The 17,357-nt window shown below is 57.2% G+C and carries 16 protein-coding genes; 8 read left to right on the top strand and 8 right to left on the bottom strand.

What is annotated here, in order from left to right:
* The 3 genes from yqiA (at position 1) to HA41_RS09880 (ending at position 3,532) form a co-directional block, all read left to right on the top strand.
* Entirely contained in the window at positions 1-582 is a 582-nt protein-coding gene (gene yqiA / locus HA41_RS09890) for an esterase YqiA (RefSeq protein ID WP_094120643.1), read from the top strand.
* 49 nt (positions 583-631) lie between these two features.
* Entirely contained in the window at positions 632-2,527 is a 1,896-nt protein-coding gene (gene parE, locus HA41_RS09885) for a DNA topoisomerase IV subunit B (RefSeq protein ID WP_094120642.1), read from the top strand.
* 105 nt (positions 2,528-2,632) lie between these two features.
* The gene (locus HA41_RS09880; protein WP_094120641.1) at positions 2,633-3,532 is read left to right on the top strand and encodes a LysR substrate-binding domain-containing protein; all 900 of its coding nucleotides are present in this window, start codon (positions 2,633-2,635) and stop codon (positions 3,530-3,532) included.
* 72 nt (positions 3,533-3,604) lie between these two features.
* On the opposite strand, the gene HA41_RS09875 is transcribed toward HA41_RS09880, so the two are convergent.
* Both HA41_RS09875 and HA41_RS09870 read right to left on the bottom strand, forming a co-directional pair.
* The gene (locus HA41_RS09875; RefSeq protein ID WP_094120640.1) at positions 3,605-3,913 is read right to left on the bottom strand and encodes a putative quinol monooxygenase; all 309 of its coding nucleotides are present in this window, start codon (positions 3,911-3,913) and stop codon (positions 3,605-3,607) included.
* Between the two features lie 48 nt (positions 3,914-3,961).
* Positions 3,962-4,543 (bottom strand): NAD(P)H-dependent oxidoreductase, encoded by a 582-nt coding sequence (locus HA41_RS09870; protein WP_094120639.1) that lies wholly within the window; start codon positions 4,541-4,543, stop codon positions 3,962-3,964.
* A 161-nt stretch (positions 4,544-4,704) separates the two neighbouring features.
* On the opposite strand from HA41_RS09870, the gene HA41_RS09865 reads away from it, so the two are divergent.
* From HA41_RS09865 to ftsP, 4 genes are all read left to right on the top strand, one after another.
* Positions 4,705-5,472 (top strand): transporter substrate-binding domain-containing protein, encoded by a 768-nt coding sequence (locus HA41_RS09865; protein WP_094120638.1) that lies wholly within the window; start codon positions 4,705-4,707, stop codon positions 5,470-5,472.
* 167 nt (positions 5,473-5,639) lie between these two features.
* Positions 5,640-7,913 carry a DNA topoisomerase IV subunit A gene (gene parC / locus HA41_RS09860; protein ID WP_094120637.1) on the top strand — a complete coding sequence of 758 codons (2,274 nt, stop codon included), beginning with the start codon at positions 5,640-5,642 and terminating at the stop codon, positions 7,911-7,913.
* A 45-nt stretch (positions 7,914-7,958) separates the two neighbouring features.
* Entirely contained in the window at positions 7,959-8,696 is a 738-nt protein-coding gene (locus HA41_RS09855) for a 1-acylglycerol-3-phosphate O-acyltransferase (RefSeq protein WP_094120636.1), read from the top strand.
* Positions 8,697-8,839: 143 nt separating this feature from the next.
* Positions 8,840-10,270 carry a cell division protein FtsP gene (ftsP, locus tag HA41_RS09850; protein ID WP_094120635.1) on the top strand — a complete coding sequence of 477 codons (1,431 nt, stop codon included), beginning with the start codon at positions 8,840-8,842 and terminating at the stop codon, positions 10,268-10,270.
* Positions 10,271-10,363: 93 nt separating this feature from the next.
* On the opposite strand, the gene dkgA is transcribed toward ftsP, so the two are convergent.
* Positions 10,364-11,191: a 2,5-didehydrogluconate reductase DkgA gene (dkgA, locus tag HA41_RS09845; RefSeq protein ID WP_094120634.1), complete on the bottom strand. Its 828-nt coding sequence runs from the start codon at positions 11,189-11,191 to the stop codon at positions 10,364-10,366.
* 204 nt (positions 11,192-11,395) lie between these two features.
* Here dkgA and HA41_RS09840 point away from each other — a divergent pair, with 204 nt between their 5' ends.
* On the top strand, positions 11,396-12,304 hold the full coding sequence (locus HA41_RS09840; protein ID WP_094120633.1) for an AraC family transcriptional regulator: 909 nt from the start codon (positions 11,396-11,398) through the stop codon (positions 12,302-12,304).
* Between the two features lie 28 nt (positions 12,305-12,332).
* Here the strand turns inward: HA41_RS09840 and HA41_RS09835 are convergent, their stop codons facing one another.
* From HA41_RS09835 to HA41_RS09815, 5 genes are all read right to left on the bottom strand, one after another.
* Positions 12,333-12,995: a DedA family protein gene (locus tag HA41_RS09835; RefSeq protein WP_094120632.1), complete on the bottom strand. Its 663-nt coding sequence runs from the start codon at positions 12,993-12,995 to the stop codon at positions 12,333-12,335.
* 207 nt (positions 12,996-13,202) lie between these two features.
* Complete coding sequence (metC, locus tag HA41_RS09830) at positions 13,203-14,393, bottom strand: cystathionine beta-lyase (RefSeq protein ID WP_094120631.1); 1,191 nt, start codon at positions 14,391-14,393, stop codon at positions 13,203-13,205.
* A 135-nt stretch (positions 14,394-14,528) separates the two neighbouring features.
* Complete coding sequence (locus tag HA41_RS09825; RefSeq protein WP_094120630.1) at positions 14,529-15,815, bottom strand: TRAP transporter large permease; 1,287 nt, start codon at positions 15,813-15,815, stop codon at positions 14,529-14,531.
* 13 nt (positions 15,816-15,828) lie between these two features.
* Entirely contained in the window at positions 15,829-16,335 is a 507-nt protein-coding gene (locus HA41_RS09820; RefSeq protein WP_094120629.1) for a TRAP transporter small permease, read from the bottom strand.
* Positions 16,336-16,384: 49 nt separating this feature from the next.
* Positions 16,385-17,356, bottom strand: coding sequence for a TRAP transporter substrate-binding protein (locus tag HA41_RS09815; RefSeq protein ID WP_094120628.1), 972 nt, complete (start codon positions 17,354-17,356; stop codon positions 16,385-16,387).
* Position 17,357 lies beyond the last annotated feature (1 nt).

Here is a 17,357-nt window from a genome sequence, read left to right as displayed (position 1 = left end):
ATGGCAGCGCTCCTTTATCTGCACGGTTTCAACAGCTCACCGCAGTCGGCGAAGGCGACACAGTTTCGCCAGTGGTTACAGACATCGCATCCCGGGATCGAGATGATCGTGCCGCAGTTGCCGACCTTTCCGGCCGATGCCGCTGCGATGCTGGAAGAGCTGGTATTGAGCCGCAGTGGTGAAACTCTGGGGCTGGTGGGCTCCTCGCTTGGGGGGTATTACGCCACCTGGCTGTCGCAATGTTTTATGCTGCCCGCCGTGGTGGTGAATCCCGCGGTGCGGCCTTTTGAGTTGCTGGCGGATTATCTGGGCGACAATCAGAATCCCTACACCGGTCAGCAATATGTGTTAGAGTCACGCCACATTTACGATCTGAAAGTGATGCAGATTGAACCGCTGGAAGCGCCCGATTTACTCTGGTTGCTGCAACAAACCGGCGATGAAGTTCTCGATTACCGTCAGGCGCTCGACTATTACAGCGCGTGCCGCCATACGGTCGAAGAGGGCGGAAACCATACATTTACTGGATTCGAGCGCCATTTCCCGCAGATTCTGGACTTTCTCGGTCTGAATCACCCCTGAGTAATGCGGAAATCGCACCCCATTTCACCCTTCTAATCAGACATTTACGATGAGTCAATCAAACTATAACGCGGATGCCATTGAGGTCCTGACTGGCCTTGAGCCTGTTCGCCGTCGCCCGGGCATGTACACCGACACGACGCGACCCAACCATTTGGGTCAGGAAGTGATTGATAACAGCGTCGATGAGGCGCTGGGCGGCCACGCGAAGCGGGTTGAAGTGATTCTGCACGCCGATCAGTCACTGGAAGTGATTGATGATGGTCGCGGCATGCCGGTGGATATTCACCCTGAAGAGGGCGTGCCTGCGGTGGAGCTGATCCTCTGTCGCCTGCACGCCGGCGGCAAATTCTCCAACAAAAACTATCAGTTCTCGGGCGGCCTGCACGGCGTCGGCATTTCGGTGGTTAACGCCCTGTCAAAACGGGTGGAAGTTACGGTACGCCGTAATGGTGAAGTGTATGACATCGCCTTTGAAAATGGCGAAAAAGTGCAGGAACTGACGGTGACTGGCACGGTGGCGAAACGCAACACCGGCACCCGTGTTCACTTCTGGCCCGATGAAAGCTTCTTCGACAGCCCGCGCTTTTCGGTGTCACGTCTGTCACACCTGCTGAAAGCCAAAGCGGTGCTCTGTCCGGGCGTTGAAATTGTCTTTAAAGATAAGCTGAACAACACCGAACAGCGCTGGTGCTACGAAGATGGCCTGACCGACTACCTGTGCGAAGCGGTTAACGGGCTGCCAACGCTGCCGGAAAGACCTTTTGTCGGCAGCTTTGCCGGTGATGTGGAAGCGGTCGACTGGGCGCTGTTGTGGCTGCCGGAAGGCGGTGAGCTGCTGACCGAAAGCTACGTCAACCTGATCCCGACCATGCAGGGCGGTACCCACGTTAATGGCCTGCGTCAGGGCCTGCTGGATGCGATGCGCGAGTTCTGTGCATACCGCAACATCCTGCCGCGCGGCGTAAAACTCTCGGCGGAAGATATCTGGGATCGCTGCGCCTACGTACTGTCTGTGAAGATGCAGGACCCGCAGTTTGCCGGTCAAACCAAAGAGCGCCTCTCTTCACGTCAGTGCGCGGCCTTTGTTTCGGGCGTGGTCAAAGATGCCTTTAGCCTGTGGCTTAATCAGAATGTGCAGGCGGCTGAGCAGCTGGCCGAACTGGCCATCTCCAGCGCCCAGCGTCGTCTGCGTGCGGCGAAGAAAGTGGTGCGTAAAAAGCTCACCAGCGGTCCGGCGTTGCCTGGCAAGCTGGCGGACTGTACCGCGCAGGATCTGAATAAGACCGAACTGTTCCTGGTGGAAGGGGATTCGGCAGGCGGCTCGGCCAAGCAGGCGCGCGATCGTGAATACCAGGCGATCATGCCGCTGAAAGGCAAGATCCTCAACACCTGGGAAGTCTCCTCGGATGAGGTGCTGGCCTCGCAGGAAGTGCATGATATTTCCGTGGCGATCGGTATCGATCCCGACAGCGAAGATCTTTCGCAACTGCGCTACGGCAAAGTCTGCATTCTGGCAGATGCCGACTCCGACGGTCTGCATATCGCCACGCTGCTCTGCGCGCTGTTTGTGAAACATTTCCGTTCGCTGGTAAAAGGCGGTCACGTTTACGTGGCGATGCCGCCGCTCTACCGCATCGATCTGGGCAAAGAGGTCTATTACGCGCTGGATGAAGATGAGAAAGAGGGCGTGCTGGAGCAGCTGAAGCGTAAAAAGGGCAAACCTAACGTCCAGCGCTTTAAAGGGCTGGGTGAGATGAACCCGCTGCAGCTGCGCGAGACCACCCTTGATCCTAATACCCGCCGTCTGGTGCAGCTGACCATCAGTGATGAGGACGTTGAGCAGACGTTACGCATGATGGACATGCTGCTGGCGAAAAAACGTTCCGAAGACCGGCGAAACTGGTTGCAGGAAAAAGGCGACATGGCCGACATCGAAGTATAAAAAACAGGACGCGCCAGCGTCCTGTTTTCTCAGGTTGCGGGTCAACGATGACCGCCGGGCGACAAGCCGCCCGGAGAGGTCCACACAGCAGAGACAGCAGCGATTGTGAAAATTACACTGGAAGAGTTACGTGCCTGGGTGGCGGTCGTGGATACCGGATCCATCACCGCCGCGGCCGACCAGCTGTCGCAGACCAGTTCAGGTATCAGCCGCGCCCTGAGCCGGCTGGAGAGCAAACTGCAAACCACCCTGCTTCATCGCACCACCCGACGGCTGGCACTGACAGAAGAAGGGCAGGTGTTTCTGGAGCATGCGCGTCAGATTCTGGCGTCGGTCGAGCAGGCAGAAGAGCAGATTGCGCAGCGACGCGAGATGCCGTCCGGGCGATTACGGGTGAATGCCGCCACCCCGTTTATGCTGCACGTGATTGTGCCGCTGGTGGAGGCGTTTCGCGCGCAATATCCGCTTATTCAACTGGAACTCAATACCGACGATATCCTGATCGATTTGCTGGAGCAGCAAACTGACGTCGCCATTCGCATCGGCGAACTGCGTGACTCTACGCTGCGCGCACGGATGCTGGGCAGCAGCGCCATTCGTCTGATGGCCAGTCCGGCCTATCTGGCGAAGGCGGGCACGCCGCAAACCGTCGCCGATCTTGAGCAGCATCAGATTATCGGTTTCAGCCATCTTGATAATCACAACGTCTGGCCGGTCTGGCAGCCCGATGGCGAATTTATGCGGATTAAGCCGACGCTCTCCGCCTCCAGCGGCGAAACCATCCGGCAACTGGCGCTGGCCGGACAGGGCATTGCACGCCTCTCGGACTTTGTCAGCCGGGAAGATTGCGCCGCCGGGCGGCTGGTCCCGGTATTGCCTGATGAAACCCGTGAACTGCGTCTGCCGGTGCATGCAGTCTATTATCGCAATACCACGCTCTCCTCACGCATTGGCTGCTTTCTCGATTTTCTGCGCACCGAGATCGACCGTCGCCAGTTGCTGTGACGGGGCGCGAGCTATAAAAAAACCCTTGTCGCAGGACAGGGGTTTTTCGCTTTTTAACGGGTCACGTCAGATTCAGGCGCTGGGTTCCAGCACCAGGATTTTCACATCCACTACATCATCTTTAATAATGGCGCGATGCGCATCCATGTGCGGCATCTGCTGATGCTGCTCCAGATGGCGCAGCGTTTCCCACTGTTCCAGCATAAAAATGGAGTCCGGCGAGTTCTGTTTCCACGGCACCTGTGCCTGATGGTCCAGCAGCGCATCATACTGGTGGCATCCCTCTTCCTGAAGCACGGTCGGGATCAGCGCTTTCACGGCATCCAGCACCACCTGACGGCGGCCCGGTTTTACACAAATTTCAGCAACGACTGTTAACATTCGCGGATTCCTCTTTCGCGTGGGAGTAAAGCGTAACGGTAGCCTGATTCAGGCAAACACGCGAGTAAGATGGTCGCGATAGGCCGCAATGTCACGCGGTACATCAGGCTGCTTGATGACGTCATTACAGATAAAGGTCGGCAGCGCTTCCATACCCAGGAACTGGTTGGCTTTATGGAAGTGCAGATAGAGCCCATCCACGCCAACGCCTTCAAAGAACTGCTCCGGATCGGTAAAAGCCTGCAGCGGCGCGTTCCAGGTCAGTGACAGCATATATTTTTTGCCCTGCAGCAGGCCACCGGAACCATATTTTTTGGCGGCGTCAGATCGGGTACGACCATCACTGGCGTAGAGCGAGCCGTGACCTTCGGTAAAGACTTCATCAATATAACGCTTTACGGTCCATGGCTCGCCCATCCACCAGCCTGGCATCTGATAAATAACCACATCGCTGTCGAGATATTTCTGCACTTCGTCAGCCACCACGTAATCGCTGTCAGCGACGGTGACCGAGACGTCATGGCCCAGGTCGCGCAGCTGGCTGGCAGCGACGTCGGTCAGGGTGTGGTTCAGTTCGCCTTTTGAGTGGGCAAAGGTTTTGCCGCCGTCGATAATTAAAATTTTACTCATTCGAATAGGTGCTCCGTTTTCTGTGTATGACGCTCAGCTTACGCGTGAAGCGGCAACAGAGAAATGGGAGGCTGATCACAACACTTTTGCTGTAGCGGCAACAATACGCCGATTTATGGCACCATCAGTACGCAAACCCACCTGCCGAAGAAAAGCCCACCATGAAAAAAATTGTCATCCTTGCTCTGCTGCTGACCAGCGGAGCCGCCCAGGCGCAGTCGCGTCTGGAGAGTGTTCTCAGCAGCAAAGTGCTGAAGGTCTGTACCACCGGTGACTACAAGCCTTACAGCTACCTGCGACCCGACGGCCAGTATGAAGGGCTGGATATCAGCATGGCGAATGCGCTGGCCGCCTCACTCGGTGCAAAAGTGCAGTGGGTGCCCACCAGCTGGAAAACCCTGATGCCCGATTTTCTGGCGAAGCAGTGTGACATTGCGCTCGGTGGCGTGTCGGTTACCCTGAAGCGCCAGCAGACCGCCTGGTTTGCTCAGCCGCTGGGTGTGGATGGCAAGATCCCGCTGGTGCGCTGTGCCGATAAAGACCGCTATCAGACGCTGGAGCAGCTCAACCGTCCGGAGGTGCGCCTGGTCGAGCCGGCGGGCGGCACCAATGAAGCCTTTGTTCATAGCCATCTGCCGCAGGCCTCGCTGACCCTGTTCCATGATAACGTCACCATCTTCCAGCAGCTGGTGGACAACCACGCCGATGTGATGATCACCGATGCCTCTGAGGCGCGCTATCAGCAGCAGCGCTTCCCGACGCTGTGCGCGATCAATGCCGATAAACCGCTACAATATGGCGAGAAGGCTTACATGATCCCGCGCGATGACATCAGCTGGAAACTCTATGTCGATCAGTGGTTACACCTCAGCACCGCGACCGGAGAGTACCGCGAGATTGCCCGGCAGTGGATGGGCGATCAGCCGTAACATCCTCGGTCCGATTTCCACTGAGTCAGCGGGTTTACCACCGCCTGCTGACCGCCTGTCGCCGCGTGCTTCCCCTGTGACTAACACCGGCGAATAAGGTACTATCCTCGCCAAACCACCGCCGGGTGTCCCGCCGTTGTGGGCCACGATGTGAGGATGAGAAATTCATGAGTGAACTGACGCAGGATGGTGCAGAGCGTCTCGCCCTGCACACATTTACCGAGAATGCGTACTTAAACTATTCGATGTACGTCATCATGGACCGCGCCTTGCCTTATATTGGCGACGGCTTAAAGCCGGTACAGCGACGCATTATCTATGCCATGTCCGAACTGGGACTGAGCGCCAGCGCGAAATTCAAAAAATCAGCGCGTACCGTCGGTGACGTGCTGGGTAAATACCATCCGCACGGCGACAGCGCCTGTTATGAAGCGATGGTACTGATGGCGCAGCCGTTCTCGTATCGTTATCCACTGGTGGATGGACAGGGTAACTGGGGCGCGCCCGACGATCCCAAATCGTTTGCCGCCATGCGTTATACCGAATCACGCCTGTCGAAATATGCTGAACTGCTGCTGGGCGAGCTGGGTCAGGGCACGGTCGATTATCAGCCCAACTTTGATGGCACCCTGCAGGAGCCGAAGATGCTGCCGGCGCGGTTGCCGAATATTCTGCTGAACGGCACCACCGGAATTGCCGTCGGTATGGCGACCGATATTCCGCCGCACAACCTGCGTGAAGTGGCGCAGGCGGCGATCACCCTAATCGACCATCCTAAAACCACGCTGGATGCGCTGCTGGATATCGTGCAGGGCCCCGATTATCCGACCGAGGCGGAGATCATCACGCCGCGCGACGAGATCCGCAAAATTTATCAGAACGGGCGCGGCTCTATTCGCCAGCGCGCGATCTGGAAGAAGGAAGAGGGCGAGGTGGTGATCACCGCGCTGCCGCATCAGGTATCGGGTGCGCGGGTACTGGAACAGATCGCCAGCCAGATGCGCAATAAAAAGCTGCCGATGGTGGAGGATCTGCGCGACGAATCGGATCATGAGAATCCGACCCGTCTGGTGATCGTGCCGCGCTCGAACCGGGTCGATCTGGATCAGGTGATGAACCACCTGTTCGCCACCACCGATCTGGAAAAGAGCTACCGGGTTAACCTGAATATGATTGGCCTGGATAACCGTCCGGCAGTCAAAAATCTGCATGAAATTCTGTCGGAATGGCTGGTATTCCGTCGTGATACGGTGAAACGTCGTCTTAATCACCGGCTCGATCGCGTGCTGCGTCGTCTGCATATCCTCGACGGTTTGCTGGTGGCCTTCCTCAATATCGATGAAGTGATCCACATCATCCGTACCGAAGATGAGCCGAAGCCGGTGCTGATGTCACGCTTTGAACTGAGCGAAACCCAGGCCGAATCGATCCTCGAACTGAAGTTACGCCACCTGGCGAAGCTGGAAGAGATGAAGATTCGCGGCGAGCAGGCCGAACTGGAAAAAGAGCGCGATCAGCTGCAGGCGACGCTGGCCTCTGAGCGCAAGATGAACACCCTGCTGAAAAAAGAGTTACAGGCTGACAGCGCCAGCTATGGGGACGAACGTCGTTCACCGCTGCATGAGCGTGAAGAAGCGAAAGCGCTGAGCGAAACTGAGCTCATCCCTTCCGAGCCAGTGACCATTGTGCTGTCGCAGATGGGCTGGGTGCGCAGCGCCAAAGGACATGATATCGATCCGGCCGGGCTGAGCTACAAAGCGGGCGACAGCTATCTGGCCGCCGCGCGCGGCAAGAGCAACCAGCCGGTGGCCTTTATCGACTCCACCGGCCGCAGCTATACCCTGGATCCGACCTCGCTGCCGTCGGCGCGCGGGCAGGGTGAGCCGCTGACCGGTAAACTGACGCCACCGCCGGGTGCGGTCGTCGAGCAGGTGCTGATGGAGCCGGACGAGCAGCGATTACTGATGGCGTCTGATGCGGGCTATGGCTTTATCTGCACCTTTGCCGATCTGGTCTCCCGTAACCGCGCCGGTAAAGCGCTGCTGACGCTGCCGGAGAACGCCAGAGTGATGACGCCGATGGCGGTGCATCATGAAGATGACATGCTGCTGGCGATCACCCAGGCGGGACGGATGCTGATGTTCCCGGTCGGTGAACTGCCGCAAATGTCGAAAGGCAAGGGTAACAAGATCATCTCTATCCCGGCCGCTGAAGCGGCTGCAGGTCAGGATAAGCTGGCGTGGCTGATGATTCTGCCACCGGGCAGCGCCATTACTCTGCACGTCGGCAAGCGTAAGATGCTGCTGCGCAGCGAAGAGCTGCAGAAATTCCGCGCCGACCGCGGCCGTCGCGGCACGTTGTTGCCACGCGGCCTGCAAAAAATTGATCGTGTTGAACTGGATGCGCCTGCGCGTCCGGCAAGCCCGGACAGCGAAGCGTAAACTACCCGGCTGACGCTGTGTCAGCCGTGACTCAATGAGGGAACTATGTTACTGATACTACGTACCATTATCGTGGTAATTTATTCGATATTAGTCTCTGTGTTTGGCTGTATCTGGTGTCTTTTTTCACCGCGCAATCCGCGCCACGTCGCCACTTTTGGCCGCCTGTTCGGTAAATTGTCGACGGTATTGGGCCTCAAAGTCGAATTGCGTCGGCCGGAAGGGGCAGACAATTATGGCAATGCGATCTATATCGCTAACCACCAGAACAACTACGACATGGTGACCGCTGCCAAAATCGTGCAGCCAACCACGGTGACAGTTGGCAAAAAGAGCCTGTTGTGGGTACCATTTTTTGGTCTGCTCTACTGGCTGACCGGTAATCTGTTGATTGACCGGGATAACCGCGCCAAAGCACACGGCACTATCGGCCAGCTGGTCGATCAGTTCAACCGTAAGCGCATCTCATTCTGGATGTTTCCGGAAGGCACGCGCAGTCGCGGTCGAGGTTTAATGCCGTTTAAAACCGGCGCATTCCACGCCGCCGTGGCGGCAGGTGTCCCGATTATCCCGATTGTGGTCTCCAATACGCACGATAAGATCAAACTGAATCGCTGGAACAATGGGCTGGTGATCGTCGAGATGCTGCCACCGGTTGATGTGAAAGCGTTTGAGTCTTCCTCAGTGCGTAAGCTGGCAACCCACTGCCGTGAACTGATGGCGGCGAAGCTGGAAGAGCTTAACGCCGAAGTCGAAGCACGCGAAAAAAGCGGTAAAATCTGACCGGTGATCTTATCGCCGAACCAGCCTGCAGGGATGCCGCACGGCGAGGGGCTAAACGGCTCGCCGTGAACGCAGCACAGCACATAACAGCAATAAAAACAGGGTTGGCGCCTTAGCGCCACGCGTAAAAGGTCAGAAGTTTTATGTCTTTCAGCAGACGTCAGTTCATCCAGCTTTCTGCTGGAGTGGCGCTTAGCGCCGGTATTATGCCTCATGCGGCCCGTGCCGCGTCCGCCGCCAATGGTGATACGCCACTGCCGATTCCGCCGTTACTGGAATCCCGTCGTGGTCAGCCGCTATTTTTGACTATGCAGCGCAGCCACTGGGCATTCAATGGCGATAATAACAAGGTGCCGGTATGGGGCATCAATGGCCTCTATCTCGGGCCGACGGTGCGCGTCTACAGCGGCGACGACGTGAAGCTGATCTACAGCAACCGCCTCAATGAACCGGTGTCGATGACCGTCAGCGGCCTGCAACTTCCGGGCGCACTGATGGGTGGCGCACCGCGCATGATGTCAGCCGGTGCCGACTGGGCACCGGTGCTGCCGATTCGTCAGGCGGCTTCGACCTGCTGGTATCACGCCAACACGCCAAACCGCATGGCACCGCATATTTATAACGGGCTGGCAGGGATGTGGCTGATTGAAGACGATGTCAGCAAGCAGCTGCCGCTGCCGAAACACTACGGCGTTGACGACTTTCCGATCATTATTCAGGACAAGCGGCTCGATAACTTCGCCACCCCGGTGTACGACCCGCCGCAAGATGGCGGCTTTCTCGGCGACACGCTGCTGGTGAATGGCGTGCGAAACCCTTTTGTCGAGGTCTCCCGCGGCTGGGTGCGTCTGCGTCTGCTGAACGCCTCGAATGCGCGCCGCTACGAGATGGTGCTGAGCGATAACCGGCCGTTTATGGTGATCGCCAGCGATCAGGGCTTTTTGCCTGCGCCAGTCGCGGTGCAGCGCCTGTCACTGGCACCCGGTGAACGACGCGAGGTACTGATCGATATGTCCCAGGGCGATGAGGTGTCGATTACCGCCGGCACCGCGGCGGGCATTATGGATCGGCTGCGCGGTTTTTTTGAGCCGTCATCGATCCTGACCTCGACCCTGATCCTCACCTTACGGCCCACCGGGCTGCTGCCGCTGGTCACCGATAATCTGCCAATGCGTCTGCTGGCCGATCAGATTCTGGATGGCGTGGCGGTACGTACGCGTGAGTTCCGGATTGGTGACAGTATGCCGGGCATCAACGGCGCAATCTGGGATATGAACCGTATTGATAGCACCGCGCAGCAGGGCACCTTTGAGCGCTGGATCCTGCATGCCGATCGGCCACAGGCGCTGCATATTCAGGGTGTGATGTTCCTGATTAAGAGCGTGAACGGTGCGCAACCTATGGGCGAAGATCGCGGCTGGAAAGATACGGTCTGGGTGGATGGTGATGTGGAACTGATGGTCAGCTTCCCGCAGAGTTCGTCAGACCATTTCCCGTTTGTCTATTACAGTCAGACGCTGGAGCTGGCCGACCGCGGTACGGCAGGGCAGCTGGTGGTGCAGCCAGCGCAGTAAGTCGTGCGGCGAAATGAAATAAAAAAGGGCAACGCAACGTTGCCCTTTTTTCAGTGCGAAAGGCGAGGTCACACCCTCCACCTTCACGACCGGTTAGCCGTTAAAGGTTTCCGGGTCTGGTCCCAGACGATTGCCGCTGTCCAGCTTAGTAATATCACTCACTTCATGCTTATCCAGACGGAAATCGAACACCTTAAAGTTCTCTTCAATACGCGCAGGCGTGACCGACTTCGGAATCACCACCAGCCCGCTGTCCAGATGCCAGCGGATGACGATCTGCGCCGGGGTTTTGCCATATTTCTTCGCCAGCGATTTAATCACCTCCTGATCAAATACGCCTTTACCGCCCTGCGCCAGCGGACTCCAGGATTCCGTCTGAATCTGGTGCATCGCGTTCCACGCATGCAGCGTGCGCTGCTGCAGCATCGGATGCAGCTCAATCTGGTTAACCACCGGTGTCACACCGGTCTCATCCAGCAGGCGCTTGAGGTGGGATTCATGAAAGTTACAGACGCCGATACTTTTGGTCAGCCCCTGTTGTTGTAGCTCGATCATTTTCTTCCAGGCATCAACGTAGTGATCTTTTTCCGGGCACGGCCAGTGCATCAGATAAAGGTCAACCTGCTCCAGTTGCAGCTTCTGCAGGCTGGTTTCCATTGCCTGCTGAACGTTCTGCTGATCGTCATTCCACAGCTTGGTGGTGACGAAAATTTCGTCGCGCGACACGTCGGTTTCCTGCAGCGCCTGACCAATCGCTTCTTCGTTCTTGTAAGCAGCCGCGGTATCAACAGAGCGATAGCCGACCTGTAAGGCTTTCAGAACCGCCTGGCGCGCTTCGTCGATACTGGCCTGCCACACGCCCAGTCCCAGTTGCGGCATCATATTGCCATCGTGCAGTTTGATAATGGGTTGGTCTGCCATAGTTGCTCCTTTCCGTTGCAGTTAACCAGTGAGATTTCACTGTGCTTAAGTCTAGCCAACAATTCACAGCCTGCCTGTCGGACTGAGCGAGGACGACAGCATCATCCTGCCCGATCCGGCAAACTTCTTGCCTGATTCTCCAATTCGCTGGCGGTTCAGGCAGTGTCGCGGCACACTGAATTTTTGTCCTGATAAGGAGTCTGGATGGCGCATGATGCTCTGTGTCACCGCCTGGCGCAGCAGGTAGTGACCTTAATGACCCACGGCCGCGATCGTCTCTGTCCGGTCAGCCATGTTTCGCTGATTTATGCTAATCAGTATCGTCCGCGCACGCCGATGATGTATCAGCCCGGCATAGTGATCCTGTTTCAGGGCAGCAAAACCGGCTATCTGGGCAGCACGGTGTTCCAGTACGACGCCAGCAAATACCTGATGCTCACGGTGCCGCTGCCAGTTGAGTGCGAAACCTGGGCCTCGCCGGAGGTGCCTATCGCCGGTTTATGCCTGAATGTCGATACCGCCAGCCTGCAGGATCTGCTGATTGAGATCGGTGACGATGAGCAGTTTCAGCCACAGCCGCTGACCTCCGGCATCCATTCGGCGTGGCTGACTGAACCGATGCTGTGCGCGGCGGAACGGCTGCTGGATGTGATGACGCAGCCGCGCGATGCCAGAGTGCTGGGGCCGCAAATTGTGCGTGAGATTATCTATTATGTGCTGACCGGCCCGCTGGGCGGTGCGCTGCTGTCACTGGTGAGTCGCCAGACCCAGTTCAGTCAGATTGCGCGTGCGCTGCGGCGCATTGAAAACCACTTTGCCGACAATCTCAGCGTTGATGCGCTGGCGGCGGAGGTGAACATGAGTATCTCGGCGTTTCACCACAACTTTAAAGCGGTGACCCAGACGTCTCCGCTGCAGTATCTCAAACGTTACCGTCTGCACCAGGCGCGGTTACTGATGCTGCATGATGGACTGAAAGCGAGTGCGGCTGCGGTGCGGGTTGGCTATGAAAGCCCGTCGCAGTTTTCGCGCGAGTTTAAGCGCTATTTTGGCGTCACGCCGGGCGAAGAGGTGAGTCGGGTACGGCAGACGGTGGCGGACCCATCCGCCTGACAGGCGGCGGGTCATCACCAGAACGGTGTCAGGCCTGCTTCTGCCGACGTTTTTTCCAGATCACAATAATGCTGCCGAACAGGCCGAGAAACAGCAAGACCATTGGCAGCACCATCAGAATCGCCATCACCTGATCTTCATGACGTTTGATAAACGGCACCTGACTGATGCCATAGCCAAACGCCACCACGATGCCGACCCAGAGGAGACCGCTCAGCCAGTTAAACAGCTGGAAGCGGCCATTCTGTAAACCGGCAATGCCCGCCATGGTAGGCAGGATGGTGCGGATAAAGGCGAGAAAACGTCCCACCAGCAGCGCCATCAGGCCATGACGGTTAAACATATTCCAGGCGCGCTGATGGTATTGCGCTGGCAGATGCATCAGCCAGCTTTTCACCAGCCGGGTATTGCCCAGCCAGCGCCCCTGCAGATAACTCAGCCAGCAGCCGAGACTGGCGGCCGTGGTGAGGATCACCATCGTCGGTATGAAATCCATCACGCCCTTGGCGACCATGGCCCCTGCCAGCAACAGCAGGCTGTCGCCCGGCAGGAAAGAGGCGGGTAACAGCCCGTTTTCCAGAAACAGCGTCAGGAACATTACGCCATACACCACCCACACTACATCCGGATTTGCCAGCGCGGCAAAGTCCTGATGCCAGAGCGCGTGGACAATCTCGTGTAAAACACCCATTAGCTATTCCATCACGTCACAAGGAGAACCCGCCTTATCAGGCTGCCGCGAGGGTGAAGTGCTGAACCTGCCTGGTCTGCAGGAGCTCAGTGCTTCACGCTCGGCCTGGTGCCTGAACGGTCCGGGATAAATTTTAACAATAATCAGGCCGCAGCCCGGCAATCTCTGCTGACGGCGACCACCGTGTTTATCTTCTGTTTAGCTTACTCAGCGCGTCAGGCGCGCAAAACCGGCGTCAAGATCGCTGAGCAGATCCTCAACGTGCTCCAGACCAATATGCAGCCGCACCAGCGTTCCCTTGAAATCGACCCCGCCAGCTGGGCGTATCGCCGCCAGTTCTTCCGGCTGATTCGCCAGGATCAGCGACTCATAGCCGCCCCACGAGTAAGCCATGCTGAAATGATGGAAGTGATTAAGGTATTCCGCCAGCTGCGCCGGGCTGAGTTTCTGTTGCAGGATAAAGGAGAACAACCCGCTGCTGCCGTTAAAATCGCGCTGCCAGAAAGCGTGGCCCTTACTTTGCGCCAGCGCCGGATGGTTAACTCTGGCCACTTCCGGACGGGCTGCCAGCCACTCAGCCACCTGCAGCGCACTCTCTTCATGTTGACGCAGCCGGGTGCCGAGCGTGCGTAATCCCCGGCTCGCCATGTAGGCGGTATCCGCATCGACCATCTGGCCCATCAGATAGGAGTTCTCGCGCAGCTGATCGATGCAGCGTGCATTGGCCACTGCGGTCCCGATCATCGCGTCACTGTGACCAATCAGATATTTGGTGCCGGCCTGAATCGAAATATCGATCCCATGTGCCAGCGCGTTGAACAAAATACCGGCGGCCCAGGTATTGTCGATCATGATAATCGCGTCGGGGGCTTTAGCCCGCACCGCCGCCACAATGGCCGGGATATCCTGCACTTCCATCGTGATTGAAGCAGGTGACTCCAGAAAGACCACCCGGGTGTTGGGCTGAACCAGCGCACCGATTTCGCTGCCGATGCAGTGATCGAACCAGCCAATGGAGACCTGCATTTTTTGCAGAATTTTGTGGCAGAAGTCCTGCGTCGGCTCATACACCGCGCCGCTCATCAGTACGTGGTCGCCCGCACCGACAAACGCCAGTATCGCGTTAGCAACGGCAGCCGCACCGCACGGGTAGAGCACACAACCGGCGCCGCCTTCCAGTTCGGTCATCGCATCCTGCAGCGCAAAGTGGGTCAGGGTGCCACGGCGACCATAAAACAGCTCGCCTTTGGCCCGTCCCGCGGTGGCGCGTTTTTTGTCCGCTACCGTGTCAAAAACCAGTGAGGAAGCGCGCTGAATCACGCTGTTCACCGAGCCCTGAGTATAACGTTTGCTGCGTCCTGCGCTGACGAGTGTGGTATCAATTTTTTTAGTGCTCATGAGTCGCCTTTGCCGCTTCTGCCGAAGCCTTCACGTTAGCACGAAACGGCCTGCAGGGTTGAGACTCAATGGCGATTATCAGAGTGCGTCGCAGGATAAAAATCGGGCCCGTTAGCGGACCCGATTGGGTGACAGCTACATCACGCCCATCAGGCGCGGTAACCAGAGTGAAATGGCCGGAATATAGGTAATCAGCATCAGCACGATAAATAGCATGCCGTAGAACGGCAGCATAGCGCTGACGACCTGCTCGATTTTCTGCTTACTCACTGCGCTGGCGACAAACAGCACCGTGCCGACCGGTGGCGTAATCAGGCCGATGCCGAGGTTGGTCAGCATGATCATACCGAAATGGACCGGATCGATTCCCAGCGAAGTCGCGACCGGCAGCAGCACCGGTGTCAGGATCAGAATCAACGGTGCCATGTCCATCAGCGTTCCCACCACCAGCAACAGGACGTTGATGCACATCAGAATCACATACTTGTTATCTGACAGGCTGGTGAACGCCTCGGTGATCAGGGTTGGCAGCTGCATAAAGGTCATCACTGCGCCAAACCCGGCGGCGAAAGCGATCAGCACCATCACGATGGTGACGGTTTTAATGGTGCGGAACAGCAGGATATGCAGCTGGTTCCATTTGAAATCACGATAGATAAACATCGTGACAAAGAAGGCCCAGATACAGGCGATCGCCGCTGACTCCGAGGCGGTGAAAATACCGGACAGAATCCCGCCCATAATGATCACTACGGTAAACAGGCCCCAGAACGCATCAAAGAAAATCTTCAGCGCCTGACGAAACGGAATGCGATCGCCTTTCGGATAGCCACGTTTACGGGCGAAGCCGAGGCACATCACCATCAGACAGCCACCCAGCATCAGTCCTGGCAGGATACCGGCAACAAACAGAGAAGAGATAGTGACCAGCCCACCGGTCGCCAGTGAGTAGATCACTGAGTTATGGCTCGGCGGTGTCAGTACCGCCTGCACCGACCCGCTGGCGGTAACGGCGGCGGCAAAATCGCGCGGATAACCTTTCTCTTCCATCTGCGGGATCATTACCGACCCGATTGAGGCGGTATCTGCCACCGATGAGCCCGAAATGGCGCCGAAGAAAGTGGAGGCAACAATGTTAACCAGCGACAGGCCGCCGCGAATAAAGCCAACAAAGATATAAGCGAAGTTGACCAGCCGGCGGGCAATGCCGCCTTCAGCCATGATCGCCCCGGCGAGAATAAAGAACGGAATAGTCAGTAGCGAAAATTTGTTAATGCCGTTAGTAATCTGAATCACTACCGCCTCCAGCGGCAGATCGATCCACCAGGCGCCGATAAAGGCGCTCAGGCCGACCGCAAACGCCACCGGAAACCCCACCAGCAGCAATACCAGCAAACTGCCTAATAAAATTAATGCGTCCATCTTCTGCTCCGGATTAGTGGGTGCCGCCCAGCGTGACAATCGGTCGCTGACTCTGATCGCCGGTCAGCAATCGCTCAATAACAAACAGCAGGGTAAAGATCGCGCCAATCGGGATCGGCAGATACATCTCGCCGTAGGTGACGGCGGGCAGCGAGGCCAGGGTCTGGACCCACATCGCTTCACACAGGCTGTAGCTGGCCTGAAAGATCACCAGGCAGGTGATGATCATCAGCAGATCGCAGACCCGCAGCAGCAGACGCTGCAGGGCGGGTGACAGGCGATCGGTCATCATTGAGACGCAGATGTGAGTTCCGGCGCGTAAGCCGACCGGCGCACCAATAAAGGTAAAAATAATCATGCAGATGATGGCGACCGGTTCCGGCCACGAGAGCGCGCCGTTCATCACGTAGCGGGCAAAAATCCCGATCGGAATCACCGTCACCATGATCATCAGCGCCACGGCGGCAACCAGCATGCACAGCAGATAGAGCCCATCCATCAGACGTGTATAAGCAGCCATAATTGATACCTGATTAAGCACGCCACACGGGAGTGTGGCGCGGGGTGGGTTATTTCACGTCAGCGATCCGGGTCATCAGATCCTGGTATTTGCCGCCAAACTGATCGCGCACCGGCTGGGTCGCCTTAACGAAATAGTCGCGGTCAGTTTGCTGGAAGGTGACGCCACCTGCTTTCATCTTCTCAAGTGACTGTTCGGTATAGGTTGCCCAGAGCTGACGCTCTTCATCCTGCGCCTCTTTGCCCAGTTTCTTCAGCAGCGCCTGATCGTCAGGCTTTAGCCGATCCCAGGCACGTTTCGAGAACAGGATCATTTCCGGCTGAATAAAGTGTCCGGTGAGGGTGTAATATTTCGCGACCGGCATATAGTTATGGGCAACGAAAGTCGGTGGGTTATTCTCAGTGCCGTCAACCACGCCAGTCTGCATGGCGCTGAACACTTCGCTGACGCCCATCGCCACCGGGTTCGCACCCATCGCTTTCAGCGTAGCCAGCGAAATGGCGCTGTTCTGTACGCGGATTTTCATGCCTTTCAGATCTTCGGGCTTAGCCAGCGGTTTTTTGGTGATCATGTTGCGTTCACCGGCGTCGGTCCAGCCGAGAAACACCATTCGGGCGTTGGGATCTTTATCGAATTTATTGGCAATTTCCTTGCCGATTTCGCCATCCAGTACCTTGTGCATATGGTCGACGTCGCGGAAAATATAGGGCAGCGTCAGCACGCTGGTTTCCGGCGCGATGCTGGTGACCGGTGCCAGCGACACGCGGATCATATCGATCGCGCCCAGTTGCACCTGTTGCAGGGTCTGATCTTCATCACCCAGCACGCCACCGGCATAGAGTTTCATCTCCAGTCGGCCATCGGTAGCCTGTTTCAGTTTGTCACCCATGTGCTGCAGCGCCACCACGGTGGGGTAGCCAGCAGGCTGTACTTCTGCCACTTTAATGACCTGTGCCGAGGCGGCGGCGCTCACCATCATTGCCGCCAGGGCACATGCCAGGCGTGTTTTCGTCATTCTCATT

Source organism: Pantoea conspicua, from assembly GCF_002095315.1.
GTDB classification, from domain to species: domain Bacteria; phylum Pseudomonadota; class Gammaproteobacteria; order Enterobacterales; family Enterobacteriaceae; genus Pantoea; species Pantoea conspicua.
Note: the sequence above shows the minus strand (reverse complement) of the source record. Positions and strands in the feature narration are given on the sequence as shown.

Bases quoted from the DNA above. Each gene is read 5' to 3' on its own strand.
- HA41_RS09855 (WP_094120636.1), top strand. From the start codon at position 7,959: ATGTTACTGATACTACGTACCATTATCGTGGTAATTTATTCGATATTA.
- ftsP (WP_094120635.1), top strand. From the start codon at position 8,840: ATGTCTTTCAGCAGACGTCAGTTCATCCAGCTTTCTGCTGGAGTGGCG.
- HA41_RS09820 (WP_094120629.1), bottom strand. From the start codon at position 16,335: ATGGCTGCTTATACACGTCTGATGGATGGGCTCTATCTGCTGTGCATG.
- parE (WP_094120642.1), top strand. From the start codon at position 632: ATGAGTCAATCAAACTATAACGCGGATGCCATTGAGGTCCTGACTGGC.
- parC (WP_094120637.1), top strand. From the start codon at position 5,640: ATGAGTGAACTGACGCAGGATGGTGCAGAGCGTCTCGCCCTGCACACA.
- dkgA (WP_094120634.1), bottom strand. From the start codon at position 11,191: ATGGCAGACCAACCCATTATCAAACTGCACGATGGCAATATGATGCCG.
- HA41_RS09840 (WP_094120633.1), top strand. From the start codon at position 11,396: ATGGCGCATGATGCTCTGTGTCACCGCCTGGCGCAGCAGGTAGTGACC.
- HA41_RS09835 (WP_094120632.1), bottom strand. From the start codon at position 12,995: ATGGGTGTTTTACACGAGATTGTCCACGCGCTCTGGCATCAGGACTTT.
- metC (WP_094120631.1), bottom strand. From the start codon at position 14,393: ATGAGCACTAAAAAAATTGATACCACACTCGTCAGCGCAGGACGCAGC.
- HA41_RS09865 (WP_094120638.1), top strand. From the start codon at position 4,705: ATGAAAAAAATTGTCATCCTTGCTCTGCTGCTGACCAGCGGAGCCGCC.
- HA41_RS09870 (WP_094120639.1), bottom strand. From the start codon at position 4,543: ATGAGTAAAATTTTAATTATCGACGGCGGCAAAACCTTTGCCCACTCA.
- HA41_RS09825 (WP_094120630.1), bottom strand. From the start codon at position 15,815: ATGGACGCATTAATTTTATTAGGCAGTTTGCTGGTATTGCTGCTGGTG.
- HA41_RS09875 (WP_094120640.1), bottom strand. From the start codon at position 3,913: ATGTTAACAGTCGTTGCTGAAATTTGTGTAAAACCGGGCCGCCGTCAG.
- HA41_RS09815 (WP_094120628.1), bottom strand. From the start codon at position 17,356: ATGAGAATGACGAAAACACGCCTGGCATGTGCCCTGGCGGCAATGATG.
- yqiA (WP_094120643.1), top strand. From the start codon at position 1: ATGGCAGCGCTCCTTTATCTGCACGGTTTCAACAGCTCACCGCAGTCG.